The sequence below is a fragment of the Flavobacterium endoglycinae genome (assembly GCF_017352115.1).
GTDB classification, from domain to species: Bacteria; Bacteroidota; Bacteroidia; order Flavobacteriales; family Flavobacteriaceae; genus Flavobacterium; species Flavobacterium endoglycinae.
In genome coordinates this window covers 1744759-1758046 of sequence record NZ_CP071448.1, presented here as the reverse complement: position 1 = coordinate 1758046, position 13288 = coordinate 1744759, and the positions used below count along the sequence as shown (strand labels likewise).

Here is a 13288-nt window from a genome sequence, read left to right as displayed (position 1 = left end):
CTAAAATCAACAATCTGAAATCTACCATTATTAATGTGCCTCTAGCCAATCTTTTCCTAAACCAATTTCAACTTCTAAAGGAACTGACATTTTAAATGCATTTTCCATTTCGTGTTTAATCATAGGCTGGATTTTTTCGAGTTCGTCTTTGTGAACATCGAACACAAGCTCATCATGAACCTGAAGAAGCATTTTAGATTTCCAGTTTTCGTCACGAAGTTTTTTATGAATGTTAATCATGGCAATTTTAATGACATCGGCAGCACTTCCTTGAATTGGTGCATTTACAGCATTTCGTTCTGCGGCGCTTCTTACAACGGCATTTGCCGAATTGATATCTTTTAAATAACGACGACGTCCTAAAATAGTTTGTACATACCCTTTTTCTCTTGCAAAATCAACTTGTTCAGAAATAAAAGATTTAAGACGAGGATATGTTTTGTAATAAGCATCAATCAAAGCCGCACTTTCACTTCTTGAAAGTGAAGTCTGGTTGCTCAATCCAAAAGCAGAAACACCATAGATAATTCCGAAGTTTACCGTTTTGGCGTTGCTTCTTTGTTCGCGAGAAACTTCTTCTAAGGCCACATTAAAAACTTTTGCTGCAGTTGCTCTGTGAATATCTTCTCCATCTTGGAACGCTTTAATCATGTTTTCTTCACCACTTAAAGCCGCAATAATTCGTAATTCAATTTGCGAGTAATCGGCAGAGATTAAAGTATAATCTTCATCGCGCGCCACAAAAGCTTTACGAATCTGACGACCTCTTTGGGTACGAATTGGAATATTCTGTAAGTTCGGATTATTAGAACTCAAACGTCCTGTTGCAGCAACCGTCTGCATATAATCAGTATGAACGCGTAAAGTCTTTTTGTCTACTTGTTCTGGTAAAGCCAAAATGTAAGTACTTTGAAGTTTTACCATCTGACGCCAGTCTAAAATATCTTTTACAATTGGGTTGTCGTTTGCCAAATAAGTCAAAACTTCCTCACCAGTTGCATATTGTCCGGTTTTGGTTTTCTTTTGTTTTGCGCCGCCAATTTTAAGTTTATCAAATAAAATATCTCCTAATTGTTTTGGAGAAGCAAGATTGAATCTCTCTCCAGCAGTTTCATAGATTTTTTCTTCTAAAGATTTGATTTCAACATCCATTTCAGAAGACATTGCTTTTAAGAACTCAACATCTAGACGAATTCCTTCGGTTTCCATGTCGGCTAAAACGCTTACTAACGGAATTTCGATTTCATCAAATAACTTTTTAGTTTCCGTTTTATCTAATTCAGTTGTAAAGATTTCTTTTAACTGCAAAGTAATATCGGCATCTTCAGCAGCGTATTCTTTAATATCTTCCAAAGGAACATCACGCATATTAAGCTGATTTTTTCCTTTTTTACCAATTAGAGTTTCAATAGATTTTGGAGAATATTTCAAATACGTTTCGGCTAAAATATCCATATTATGACGCATATCTGGATTAATCAGATAATGTGCAATCATCGTATCAAAAAGTTTTCCTTTTACAGTAACGCCGTAATTAGAAAGGATTTTTAAATCGTATTTTAAATTCTGCCCGATTTTTTCAATGTTTTCATTTTCAAAAAACGGAACAAATTTATTAACCAAAGCTTGGGCTTCTTCCTGATTTTCTGGAAACGGAACGTAGAATGCTTTTCCTTTTTCGTAAGCAAAAGACATTCCGACCAATTCTGCGTGAAGAGCGTCAATTCCTGTAGTTTCGGTATCGAAACAAACAGCTGTTTGCTTTTCTAAATTCTGCAAAAGCAATTTAATTCCTAAATCACCTTGAATGGTTTGGTAAGAATGTTCAGTGTTTTCTAAAGTACTGTAAAATGAATTTCTTGCCGCTTCGGCGCTTTCGTCAAGAGTTGTTCCGCCACCTCCAAAAAGATCAAATTGGTCTTCGTTTTTCGGCTGTGGTTTTTTGTATAATTTGGCATCAGATGCAGCAGTGTTAGAAGATTCGCTTCCGGCTCCAACTTTAAATAAATTATCAAATTGTTCTGCCATTCTTCTAAACTCTAATTCTTGAAAAATAGCATCGGTTTTTTCGATGTCTGGACGTGAAAGTTCGTAATCTTCTTCATTAAAAGTAACGTCACAATCGCACATAATTGCCGCCAGTTTTTTAGATAAAATACCTTTGTCTTTATTGGCTTCAATATTTTCTTTCATTTTACCTTTCAGCTTATCTGTATTAGCCAAAAGATTTTCCATTGAGCCAAATTCTTTAAGGAATTTTTTCGCAGTAACTTCTCCAACACCTGGTAATCCTGGAATATTATCGACAGCATCACCCATCATTCCCAGAAAATCGATTACCTGCTCGGGTCTTTCAACTTCAAATTTTGCCAAAACTTCAGGAATACCCCAAATTTCGATTCCGTTACCCATGCGGGCTGGTTTGTACATAAATATGTTTTCAGAAACCAATTGTGCAAAATCTTTATCGGGAGTAACCATATAGACTTTGTAGTTCTGTTTTTCGGCTTGTTTGGCAATAGTTCCAATTAAATCATCGGCTTCACAACCTGCAAGTTCAATAATTGGGATATGCATGGCTCTTAATAATTCCTGAATATAAGGAATGGCAATTTTAATGGCCTCGGGAGTTTCATCGCGGTTGGCTTTGTAATCAGAATACATTTCTGTTCTGGCATGGCTTCCTTCTTTATCAAAAGCAACAGCCAAATGATCTGGTTTTTCTCTTTTAATAACATCCAAAAGTGAGTTCATAAAACCCATAATTGCAGATGTATCCATCCCTTTTGAGTTGATTCTCGGGTTTTTTATAAAGGCATAATAACCACGAAAAATTAATGCATAAGCATCTAGAAGAAAAAGGCGTTTTTGAGTCGACATATAAAAAATATTAGTCTGTAAAAATAAACAATTGGGTTTTAAAAAACGATTTGCTTTCCGAAAAATAAATTTTTGAACCATATAAGTTATATAAGTTCATTTTAGAAGAAACGCATTTCATTGCGTCTAAACAGGCGCCATTCTATTTCTTCAACTTATATAACTTATATGGTTGAAAATGGCGAAATAGTTAATATCAAGTTAAAATTTTTTATTCAGGGATTTCTTCATTTTTTCTTCATGTTACGAAGGTAATTTTGAACTGTAAAATAAAAGGTATTTAATTTAAATCTTAGAAATCATGAGAAATTTATTGATGGTATTAGTGGCGGTTTTAGGAACAGGTGCAATGGTTCATGCATTTCCTGCAAAAGATGGAAAAGCAGCTCCAGCAAAAGAAGTAAAAGCGACAAAGCACCCAAAAAACAAATCTGATAAAAAAGCAAAATCAGTAAAAAGTGAAGCTCCAAAAGCAGAAACGACAAAAGTAAAAAAATAAACAAACAAGAAATTTATAATAAAGATTAATTTAAAAATTTAAAATCATGAAAAATTTATTTATTGTATTAGCAGCAGTTTTAGGAACAAGTGTAATGGTAAGTGCTCAAACAACTCCAGCTCAGACAGCTCCAGCAAAAGAGGTGAAAGCTACTAAACACCATAATCATAAAGGACATAAAAAAGCAAAAGCTGAAGCTCCAAAAGAAGAATCAGCAACAAAAAAATAAGAATTGTTCTCGTTTTGTTTTTGCAGCATTCTAACGAAAACAAAACAGGAATAATGATTATGAAGAATGCGATTGAAGAAGGCTGATGAAGAAATTTGTCAGCTTTTTTTATTCGTTAATTTTTTAATAACGCGCAATTGGTTTTTTCAGAATTGCTTAATTTTAGTTGCGTTTAAACACTGTGTTTATGAATGTTTTAATTGTTGAAGATAATAGAGAACTTGCCATAGAAGTGTATGACTTTTTGTGCAATGCAGGTTACATTTGTAAAATTGCCAATAACTGCGCTGATGCTCTCGAAGAATTTGGAAGTAATGATTATGATGCCATGCTTCTGGATTTAGGGCTTCCTGATGGTGATGGTTTTGAAGTTTTGAAAGAAGTCCGAAAAACCAAATCAAAAATGGCCGTAATTGTGCTTACAGCAAGAGGAGAGTTAGACGATCGTATTAATGGACTTCATCTAGGAGCCGATGATTATTTGACCAAACCTTTTGCATTGACGGAACTTGCCGCAAGATTGTTTGCTGTAATCCGCAGGATTCATGGTTTTACTCTTAACAATTTAAGTATTCATGGTTTTTTGCTGCAGCTTCAGGATTATAAAGTCAGTTTTGATGAAACTCCAATCAACTTGACGAAAAAAGAGTTTGATATTTTTCAATATCTAGTTTTGAACAAAAACAGAGTTATTACAAGATTACAGTTAACCGAACATATTTGGGGAGATATTCTGGAAGTGAATTCAGATTCTAATTTTATAGATGTTCATGTTCGAAATCTTCGTAAAAAACTTGACAAACATACTTCCATCGATTGGTTTGAAACTGTCCGAAATGTTGGATATCGTATTAATGAATAAATAGATTTCTGTGAAAATAAAACATCAATTAGCCATTTTTAATGCTCTTACCAGATTACTGGTCATTTTAGTTTTGTGGCTGATGCTTCCTATTTTGGTTGAAAATGTCGTTTACAGACATATTAATAATGGGTTGATTGAGAAAAAGAAGAAATTCATTGAAAATCTAAATCAGCATGAAATCGATGATTTTATAGAAAATGCTGATGATTCTACCGAAATGTATTCACAGTTTACCACGCTTCACAGTGAATTTCTAGTTCTTTCTAAAAAATCATTTAAACCCAGTCAAAAGCGTACAATTTTTACGAATGAATATCGAATTATTGAAGGTGAAGAAAATGAATACCGAATTCTGTATCATTATTTCAGTTATGGAAATGAAAAATACCTGCTTGAAATAGGAAGCAGTTTAGGGGAAGTAAATGATCTTACGTTTATTATAAGACTGTTTATTATTATCGTTTTGATGATAATTCTTCTGGTTACCTTTTTGGCCGATACGGTTTATATCGAATATCTGCTGAAACCTTTTTACAAAATTATCGATACGAAAATTAGGCGGGTAAATGAACCTGAAGTGTTTGACCATACACCAATAAAAGCAAAATCGAGAGATTTTAGAGAACTTGATTTGGTTTTAAATCAAATGATGGACAGAATTGCGGAGCTGTTTAAAAAAGAAAGACAATTTATTTCTAATGTTTCGCACGAGCTTTTAACTCCGATTGCTTTGTTAAAAAACAAACTCGAAAACTTATTGCAGAACGATTCTTTGGACGATACTGCAGTAGACAAAATCGCCGGCTCCCTGAAAACATTAGACATGCTCAAAAAAATCATCAATAACTTATTATTGATTTCAAGAATCGAAAACAATCAATATGAATTGAATGAATCAGTCAACTTTCATGAACTTGTAACAGATTTGCAAGAAGATTTGCAAGACAGAATTGAGGATAAAGGAATTCAGTTTGTAAATAATATGAAACATGATTTTGTTTTTAAAGGAAATAAAACCTTGATTCATATTTTGATTTACAATCTGGTTACAAATGCGATAAAATATAATAAGCAAAATGGTGAAATTATTATAGAAGATGGCTATCAGGAAAAACGATATTTTATTTCCATCACTGATTCTGGTATTGGTTTAAACGAATCACAATTAGAAAATATATTTAACCGATTCACTAGAATAAGTTCTGATCAAGAAGGGCAGGGGCTTGGACTTGCAATTGCCAAAAGTATTGCGGTTTTTCATCATATTGATATTAAAGTGAAATCAGAACTGGAGCAAAGTACAAGCTTTACATTATGGTTTACGGAAACAGAAAATCATAATTAAAAGTTAATTTTTTTGGTAAGGATTAATCTTCATTTTGTCTTCATTTAGCGATTCTATCTTTGAGGTATAATAAATGAAATAATAATCATAAAACTTATAACCATGAAAAAATTAGTTATGCTAGCAGTAGCTGTTTTAGGAACAGCAGCAATGGTAAATGCACAAACAACTCCAGCAAAAGAAGCGCCAGCAAAAGAAACTAAGGCGGCTAAAAAAGAGAAAAAAACAGATAAAAAAGCTAAAAAAGCAGAGGCTGCTAAGCCAGAAGCTGCTAAAGCTCAAAAATAAGACGATATAAGTTTACTTAAGTAAACTTGTTTTGGGATAAAAGGTTTTAAAAAATTTGGTAGAAGTAGAGCTGATGGAGAGATTCATCAGCTTTATTTTTGAGTTAAATTTTTGATAATAAAAAGCGATAGAATTGTCATTCTTTGTTACTTTGCTTAAAACTATAAATAATGATCTTTCGCTTTGCAATTCTGTGTGCTCTTTTTTTAATTATAGAGTTCTATTCATATCAGGCTTTCCGTACTCTAATCAAATTAAGATGGGTGTTGATTTCCTACCAAGTTATAAGCTTATTGCTTTTAATTTTTATCATTTATTCTTTTACGCAATTTGACCGTTCTGTAGGGCAGACCAAACAGTTTATGTTTACTACAGGTTTAATGCTCTTGGTTTATGTGCCTAAAATTGTCATGACACTGGTTATGTTTGGCGAAGATATTTTTAGAGTTGGAGCCAGCATTGTAAATTATTTTATTTACCAAGCTCCTCGAAAAGAAATGATGCCAGACCGAAGAAAATTCGTGAGTCAGTTGGCATTGGGTTTGGCGGCAGTCCCGTTTTTATCTTTAATTTACGGGATCTTCGAAGGAAAATACAACTTTAAAGTCATTAAACAGACTATTTTTTTTCCAGATCTTCCAGATGAATTTGATGGATTTAAAATCACTCAGATTTCAGATGTTCACAGCGGTAGTTTTGATAATCCTGATAAAATAAACTATGCCATTGATTTAATTAATCAGCAGGAAGCAGATATGATTTTATTTACTGGGGATATTGTGAATACGCATGCCAAAGAAATGCATCCGTGGCTGGAAACTTTTAATAGGATAAAGCAATACAAATACGGAAAATTTGCTGTTTTAGGAAACCATGATTATGGCGAATATGTAACTTGGCCTTCTGAAAAAGAAAAAGAAAAGAACTTCGAAGATATTAAAAAGCTGTATGGACAGATAGGTTTTGATTTAATGCTGAATGAAAACAGATATATTCAGAAGGGAGATAATAAAATAGCGTTAGTAGGCGTTGAAAACTGGGGAGTGAATTTTAAGAAAGCGGGAGATTTAAATAAAGCATCAGAAAATCTTGCTGAAGATGAATTTAAAGTTTTAATGAGTCATGACCCAAGCCATTGGGATGCTGAAATAAAAAAGCATCCTAAAAAGTTTCATTTAACTTTATCTGGACATACGCACGGTATGCAGTTTGGAATCGAAATTCCAGGATATTTTAAATGGAGTTTAGCACAATACATTTACAAACAATGGGCAGGATTATATGAAGAAGCTGGAAGATATGTATATGTGAATCGCGGATTTGGTTTTCATGCCTATCCGGGAAGAGTTGGAATTATGCCCGAAATAACAGTCATTGAACTAAAAAAGGGCAATAATGTGGCGTAATTCGTTAAAAATGCTACATTTGTATTAATTATGTCTTTTTAATCGATTAAAAAGAATTAAATTTTTTGGTTTTATGTCAAAATTTGGAGAACTTATAAATGCTCAGGTTCCAGTGTTAATTGACTTCTACACAGACTGGAACGAATCATCTGTATTGATGCATCCGGTAATTAAGGATGTAGCAGCTGCGTTAGGCGATAAAGCGAAGGTTATTAAAATTGATGTGGATAAAAATCAAGAACTAGCAGAAGCACTTCGTATAAAAGGCCTTCCTACTTTAATGATCTATAAAGATGGACAAATGATCTGGAGACAATCTGGTGAACTTGACGCAAATACTCTTATTGGGATTGTTCAGGAACAATTTAATGTATAAATCCTGAACGATATTATTTAGTGAATAATATCAAACTTATATCCGTTTTCTTTTAAAAAATGTAATGTTTTAGGTAATGCAAATTTTAAATTTGGAGATGCCTTTATACTGTCATGAAATACAATCACGCTTCCTGATTTTACGTTTTTAGTAACGTTTTCAAGACATTTTTCGGGAGTAATACTTTGATCGAAATCAGCGCTTAAAACATCCCACATAATTATTTTGTACCCTAATTTACGTAAAATCTTAGATTGTGCTTTTTTGATTTTTCCGTAAGGCGGACGAAACAATAAACGGGTTGGATTGATTTCTTCTTCCAGAATTTTGGCGCAGTTTTTTACGTTTTCGATATAATCATTGGTATGGATTTTCCAGCCATTGACATGATTCATTGTGTGATTTCCTATGGAATGTCCTTCTTTGATTAATCTTTCAAATAAAGATAAATTGGCTTTGATATTTTTGCCAATGCAGAAGAAAGTAGCTTTGGCATCAAATTTTTTCAATTCAGTTAAAACCCAGTCGGTTATTTCTGGGGTTGGGCCATCATCAAAAGTCAAGTATATTTTCTTTTCATTGTTCGGAATATCCCAGCAATATTTAGAAAATACCTTTTTAATAAATGAATTAGTTTTTACCCAATAAAAGCTCATTTTAACTGATTTAGTGATACGTAAAATTAAAAAATGCCGTACTGTTTATCAAGTAGTACGGCATTTTTTTAATCAATATATTTTTCGTATATTATTCTTTCTCACGTCCAAAACGCTCAAAAATATTTACATAAGTATTGAATACTTTTTTATGGTTTTCATAATATGCATTGTCTTTGTTATTTCGCATGACATGCAATAAACTTCTGTAACGCTCAATATCAGTTATAATGTCGATCGCTAAATCAGTCTGGTCAGCACCACTCAATGTTTTGTAGTAGTTTAGGTTTTCTTTGTATTTGTTAACCAGCTTGTCTAGTAAATCATGAGCTTTAGCAGTTTCGCCAACTTGGTAATATCCATCACCAAAAGATTCCACTAAAGAATAGTATCCAAATTTATCCAAAGGCATTTTGGTCATTGCTAAATTGATCACGTTTTTAGCTTTGTCAATTTTGCCTTCAGCAATCAATTCATACATTAAACGCGATAAGTTAGTACGGTAAGTAATGCTGTTTCTTCTGGTTTCTGGGTCATGATAAATTTTAGGGCTTTCGCTGTTACCCCAATCCCATTTCATTACGATATCATACATTTTATCGGCGTCAATTTGCCCCATATCCATAGGCCCTCCATCTTTAGAAGGCGTATTTTTAATAGGAACTAATTTGTAAACCATTCCGTCTAACTGCAGATAATCTTTTAACCATAGATAATCTTCATCATCAAAAGCACCTCCACTAAAGTAAATTGGACGTTTCCAATTGTTATTAGCTAAAATGTCAAGCATCATTAAGCGGTTTTTGTAAAGAGCACTTCCTTTAATGTTGATGTCCATATAAGGAACAATCGAATCATTGTATTTAGGATTTACTACTTTATTTTTGATAATCATATCTTTATCAACGTTTACTCTGATTTTATTCGTTGGATAAAAATGAATAGTCTGGCCGTTTTGTAAGCCTACCGTTGATTTTGGATTTTTAATAAAATCAAGGAAATCTTTAATGTTCCAGCGTGTGTCAATTTTTTGAATATAAGCTACATAATCCAAGTTATCTCCCACGTACTGTTCATGCTTGAAAGAAATAGGTAAAGGATCTGACTCATATGATTTAGCCTTCATTTGATCGATATACCAGTCTGTCATAAAAAGACTCGTGTTTACGATTTTAACGTCGGTTCTAAAATGCTCAATTTCCTGTGCATACCATAATGGGAAAGTGTCGTTGTCTCCAATGGTAAACAAAATCGCATCTTTATCACAAGAACTCAAATATGCTTTTGCCATTGCAACAGCAGTATATCTGCCAGATCTGTCGTGATCATCCCAGTTTTGAGAAGCCATTAAAACAGGAGCAGCTAATAAACTTCCGGCAATAATAATTGGCCCCGCAATTTTTGGTGCAATGTATTTTTGAAAGCTTTCGTATAGAGAATACACGCCAAACCCAATCCAGATGGCAAAGACATAAAACGATCCTACAAGAGCATAATCTCTTTCGCGAGGCTCGAAAGGTCTTTCATTCAAATAAATTTTTAAAGCAATTCCGGTAAACAAGAACAATGCTAATAGTACATAAAAACTCTTAAGGTCTTTATTGGCATGGTACATTATTCCGATTAAACCTAAAATGAAAGGAAGGAAATAATAAACATTTCGCCCTTTGTTATTTAAAACATCAGAAGGTAAATTGTCTTGAGATCCTAAATGCAAAGAATCAAGAGCTTTGATACCGCTGATCCAGTTTCCGTCAAGATTGTCATATTTTCCTTGAACATCACTTTGGCGTCCAACGAAATTCCACATTAAATATCTCCAGTACATGTACCCAAATTGATATTCAAACATGAAGCTGAAATTATCTCCAGCCGATGGTTTTTCTACGATTAAATAATCGCCGTAACTTTTTAAGAACTTAACATACCCTTCGTTGTCAATTTGTTTTTGAGCATAAGCATTTCTAAATTCAGAAACTGTTTTTTCAACCTCATTACGAAGTTGTGCAATTGCTTTATTGTACTCTTCTTCGGTTAACTGACTAGCGTCAATTCCGTATTTTCCTAAATCTTCTTCATAATCATAATTTGGGTTGATTCTGAATTTAGGAGGATTTGTAAAGCTGATATAATTTTGAATGTGTCCAGTTTCGGTACTCCACATTCTTGGCAGAATTGTTTTCTGATTGTCATCAGTATTTTGTTCTGCGTTTTTATAATTATTAGTAATGATGTATTTACCTGTTTTGTAATCTCTCTCGTAGTTAGGTTTTTTATCTAAGTATGGAGTAGTAGCATCAAGACCAGCGAAAACTTCTGTGTATTGTGGTCCGTAAAACAATGGATTAACACCATATTGTTCACGATTGTAATATGCTAAAACCTCGGCAGCATCAGATGGTTTGTTCTCATTTATAACCGTATTGGCATTGGCACGAACAGGAAGCATAATCCAAGTAGAAAAACCAATTAATATAAATAGGATACAAAGGATGATGGTATTGTAAAAAATCAGTCCTTTTTGTTTGGTGAATCTAAGTCCGAAATAGAAAAACGCGATTAAAACCAAAACCACAAATATGGTTCCTGAGTTAAAAGGAAGACCTAAACTGTTAACCATGAAAATTTCGGTTTTACCAAACGATGCCATGGTTAGAGGAAGAAGTAATTTAAAGATGAATAATAAGATTCCAATTACTACTATATTGGCAATGATAAAGTTTTTAATAGTAACTTTTTCGTAATGTTTGAAATAGTATAAAAATCCAATTGACGGAATAGTTAATAACGCCATAAAGTGTACCCCAAACGAAAGTCCAATAACTAAAGAAATAATTAAAAGCCATTTGTTTCCTTTTGGTTTGTCCATGTCTTGTTCCCAGTGTAATCCAAGCCAGAAAAGCAAAGCAATTAATAAAGAAGCCATTGCATAAACTTCGGCTTCAACGGCATTGAACCAGAAACTATCAGAAAAAGTATAAGCTAAGGCACCAACAAAAGAACTTCCTAAAATAACAATAGAATTGTTTTGGTTGATTTCTGAAAAACGAGCTACAATCTTTTTCAAAATCATAGATGAAGACCAAAACATAAATAAAATTGTAAATGCGCTAGAGAAAACAGACATCATGTTAACCATCACAGCTACATGTTGGGCATCGATTGCAAACATGGCAAAAAACGCGCCCATCATTTGGAATAAAGGTGCTCCTGGTGGGTGGCCAACTTCAAGTTTAGCCGCTGTGGCAATATATTCACCACAATCCCAAAAGCTCATTGTAGGTTCAACAGTTAGTGTGTAAGTAATTAAAGCGATTGCAAATGCAAACCAACCAATAATTGTATTCCATTTATTGAAATTGAATTGTGCCATATTTAGGTGTTAAAATTTTGTATGTTTTTCTATCCTACAAAGAAAATGTTTTTTTATGGAAAGAAACGAGCATTAACAAAAAATTCTATAAAACTACGTGTGAATAGTAATATATTGGTTATAAGGATCTTTTGTTGTTTGGGAGAATTGTAAACTGAAAAAAAGCTAAAAAAATGATTTTTTTTGGCGAAAAAGTTTGTAAAAACTAAATAAAGACTTAAATTTGCACTCGCTTAACCGCATTGCTGGTCTATGGTGTAATGGTAACACTACGGTTTTTGGTGCCGTCTTTCTAGGTTCGAGTCCTAGTAGACCAACATAAAGCCTCTCAAAAATGAGAGGCTTTTTTTATGCAGAAAAAAGTTTTAAATAAAATTTGCATAAAACAAATAAAGTTCTAATTTTGCACCCGCTTAACAGCACTGCTGGTCTATGGTGTAATGGTAACACTACGGTTTTTGGTGCCGTCTTTCTAGGTTCGAGTCCTAGTAGACCAACAGAAAAGCCTCTCGGAAATGAGAGGCTTTTTTTATAGGGTTATTTTTGCTTGAGTTATTTGCGATTTAAGGAAGATGGAACAATTCCGAATTTCTTTTTGAATGAAAATGAAAAATGAGATAGATCTTCGAAGCCTACACCAATATAAACTTCTGACGGCGGATTTCCTTGGCTGATTAAATAATAAGCTTCTTGAAGTCGTTTGTTTAAGAGCCATTTTCCCGGCGCTTGCTGGAATATTTTTTGAAAATCTCTTTTAAAAGTTGCCAGACTTCTTCCTGTTAAATATGCAAATCGATGCATTTGAACATTGAAGTGGAAATTTTTATTCATGAAGGCCTCCAAATCAATTTTGCCTGGTTCTGTAAAATCAAATAAAATGTCTTTTAATTCGGGATTTACTTTTAATAATAAATGGATGGCTTCTTTGATTTTTAAATTAAACAAGGCTTCGTTGTTTTCTTGTTCAACTTCAAGATAGGTGATGAGCGATTCCATGAAAGATTTGTAGAGCGGATGTGGAGCCAATGTAATCATCGCTTCTGAATCGACTTTTTTGTTTGCTTTGTAATTGTATTCTTTGTTTACTTCGCGAAGAATCTCTTGATCTAAAAAAAGTGATATGGTTTTGAATTCACCATTCTCTGGCGGAATTTTAGTGAATTTTGCTAAATGATTTCTTTTGCTGAAGCGAAAATCGCCTGCTTTTGAGTGAAAAGTATTTTTGCTGTCCCAAGCTGTCATTTCTCCAGAAATTTGATAGCTGAAAACATGTTCAGGGATAAAATGTTCTCCTTCCCGGCTGCGTGCATAGTAGCAGGAGTATAGTATTTTTGGTTTTGGGTTTGATTTTGTTGTCATAATCGTAAAATT

General features: G+C 33.3%; 11 protein-coding genes and 2 tRNA genes. 9 read left to right on the top strand and 4 right to left on the bottom strand.

What is annotated here, in order from left to right:
* Positions 1 to 30 precede the first annotated feature (30 nt).
* Positions 31 to 2880: a DNA polymerase I gene (polA, locus tag J0383_RS07530; protein ID WP_207297802.1), complete on the bottom strand. Its 2850-nt coding sequence runs from the start codon at positions 2878 to 2880 to the stop codon at positions 31 to 33.
* A 301-nt stretch (positions 2881 to 3181) separates the two neighbouring features.
* On the opposite strand from polA, the gene J0383_RS07525 reads away from it, so the two are divergent.
* The 7 genes from J0383_RS07525 to J0383_RS07495 all read left to right on the top strand — a co-directional run bounded on the left by J0383_RS07525 (position 3182) and on the right by J0383_RS07495 (position 7888).
* Positions 3182 to 3379: a hypothetical protein gene (locus J0383_RS07525; protein ID WP_207297801.1), complete on the top strand. Its 198-nt coding sequence runs from the start codon at positions 3182 to 3184 to the stop codon at positions 3377 to 3379.
* 46 nt (positions 3380 to 3425) lie between these two features.
* Positions 3426 to 3608 (top strand): hypothetical protein, encoded by a 183-nt coding sequence (locus J0383_RS07520; RefSeq protein WP_207297800.1) that lies wholly within the window; start codon positions 3426 to 3428, stop codon positions 3606 to 3608.
* 187 nt (positions 3609 to 3795) lie between these two features.
* Complete coding sequence (locus tag J0383_RS07515; RefSeq protein ID WP_207297799.1) at positions 3796 to 4470, top strand: response regulator transcription factor; 675 nt, start codon at positions 3796 to 3798, stop codon at positions 4468 to 4470.
* Between the two features lie 10 nt (positions 4471 to 4480).
* Entirely contained in the window at positions 4481 to 5818 is a 1338-nt protein-coding gene (locus J0383_RS07510; RefSeq protein WP_239023270.1) for a sensor histidine kinase, read from the top strand.
* Positions 5819 to 5920: 102 nt separating this feature from the next.
* Positions 5921 to 6106 (top strand): hypothetical protein, encoded by a 186-nt coding sequence (locus tag J0383_RS07505; RefSeq protein WP_207297798.1) that lies wholly within the window; start codon positions 5921 to 5923, stop codon positions 6104 to 6106.
* A 170-nt stretch (positions 6107 to 6276) separates the two neighbouring features.
* On the top strand, positions 6277 to 7512 hold the full coding sequence (locus tag J0383_RS07500) for a metallophosphoesterase (RefSeq protein ID WP_207297797.1): 1236 nt from the start codon (positions 6277 to 6279) through the stop codon (positions 7510 to 7512).
* 73 nt (positions 7513 to 7585) lie between these two features.
* Positions 7586 to 7888, top strand: a complete 303-nt coding sequence (locus tag J0383_RS07495) for a thioredoxin family protein (protein WP_207297796.1) — start codon at positions 7586 to 7588, stop codon at positions 7886 to 7888.
* Between the two features lie 17 nt (positions 7889 to 7905).
* Here J0383_RS07495 and J0383_RS07490 read toward each other — a convergent pair whose 3' ends face one another.
* Positions 7906 to 8544: a polysaccharide deacetylase family protein gene (locus J0383_RS07490; protein WP_207297795.1), complete on the bottom strand. Its 639-nt coding sequence runs from the start codon at positions 8542 to 8544 to the stop codon at positions 7906 to 7908.
* Between the two features lie 91 nt (positions 8545 to 8635).
* Positions 8636 to 11917, bottom strand: coding sequence for a glycosyltransferase family 117 protein (locus tag J0383_RS07485; protein WP_207297794.1), 3282 nt, complete (start codon positions 11915 to 11917; stop codon positions 8636 to 8638).
* A 246-nt stretch (positions 11918 to 12163) separates the two neighbouring features.
* On the opposite strand from J0383_RS07485, the gene J0383_RS07480 reads away from it, so the two are divergent.
* Both J0383_RS07480 and J0383_RS07475 read left to right on the top strand, forming a co-directional pair.
* Positions 12164 to 12234: transfer RNA gene (locus J0383_RS07480), tRNA-Gln, on the top strand.
* Between the two features lie 109 nt (positions 12235 to 12343).
* A tRNA-Gln gene (locus J0383_RS07475) sits at positions 12344 to 12414 on the top strand.
* 55 nt (positions 12415 to 12469) lie between these two features.
* Here J0383_RS07475 and J0383_RS07470 read toward each other — a convergent pair.
* Entirely contained in the window at positions 12470 to 13276 is an 807-nt protein-coding gene (locus J0383_RS07470) for a helix-turn-helix domain-containing protein (RefSeq protein ID WP_207297793.1), read from the bottom strand.
* Positions 13277 to 13288: the final 12 nt, after the last annotated feature.

Excerpts from the sequence above, each read along its gene's own strand:
- polA (WP_207297802.1), bottom strand. The coding sequence starts at position 2,880 with ATGTCGACTCAAAAACGCCTTTTTCTTCTAGATGCTTATGCATTAATT.
- J0383_RS07525 (WP_207297801.1), top strand. The coding sequence starts at position 3,182 with ATGAGAAATTTATTGATGGTATTAGTGGCGGTTTTAGGAACAGGTGCA.
- J0383_RS07520 (WP_207297800.1), top strand. The coding sequence starts at position 3,426 with ATGAAAAATTTATTTATTGTATTAGCAGCAGTTTTAGGAACAAGTGTA.
- J0383_RS07515 (WP_207297799.1), top strand. The coding sequence starts at position 3,796 with ATGAATGTTTTAATTGTTGAAGATAATAGAGAACTTGCCATAGAAGTG.
- J0383_RS07505 (WP_207297798.1), top strand. The coding sequence starts at position 5,921 with ATGAAAAAATTAGTTATGCTAGCAGTAGCTGTTTTAGGAACAGCAGCA.
- J0383_RS07500 (WP_207297797.1), top strand. The coding sequence starts at position 6,277 with ATGATCTTTCGCTTTGCAATTCTGTGTGCTCTTTTTTTAATTATAGAG.
- J0383_RS07495 (WP_207297796.1), top strand. The coding sequence starts at position 7,586 with ATGTCAAAATTTGGAGAACTTATAAATGCTCAGGTTCCAGTGTTAATT.
- J0383_RS07490 (WP_207297795.1), bottom strand. The coding sequence starts at position 8,544 with ATGAGCTTTTATTGGGTAAAAACTAATTCATTTATTAAAAAGGTATTT.
- J0383_RS07485 (WP_207297794.1), bottom strand. The coding sequence starts at position 11,917 with ATGGCACAATTCAATTTCAATAAATGGAATACAATTATTGGTTGGTTT.
- J0383_RS07470 (WP_207297793.1), bottom strand. The coding sequence starts at position 13,276 with ATGACAACAAAATCAAACCCAAAACCAAAAATACTATACTCCTGCTAC.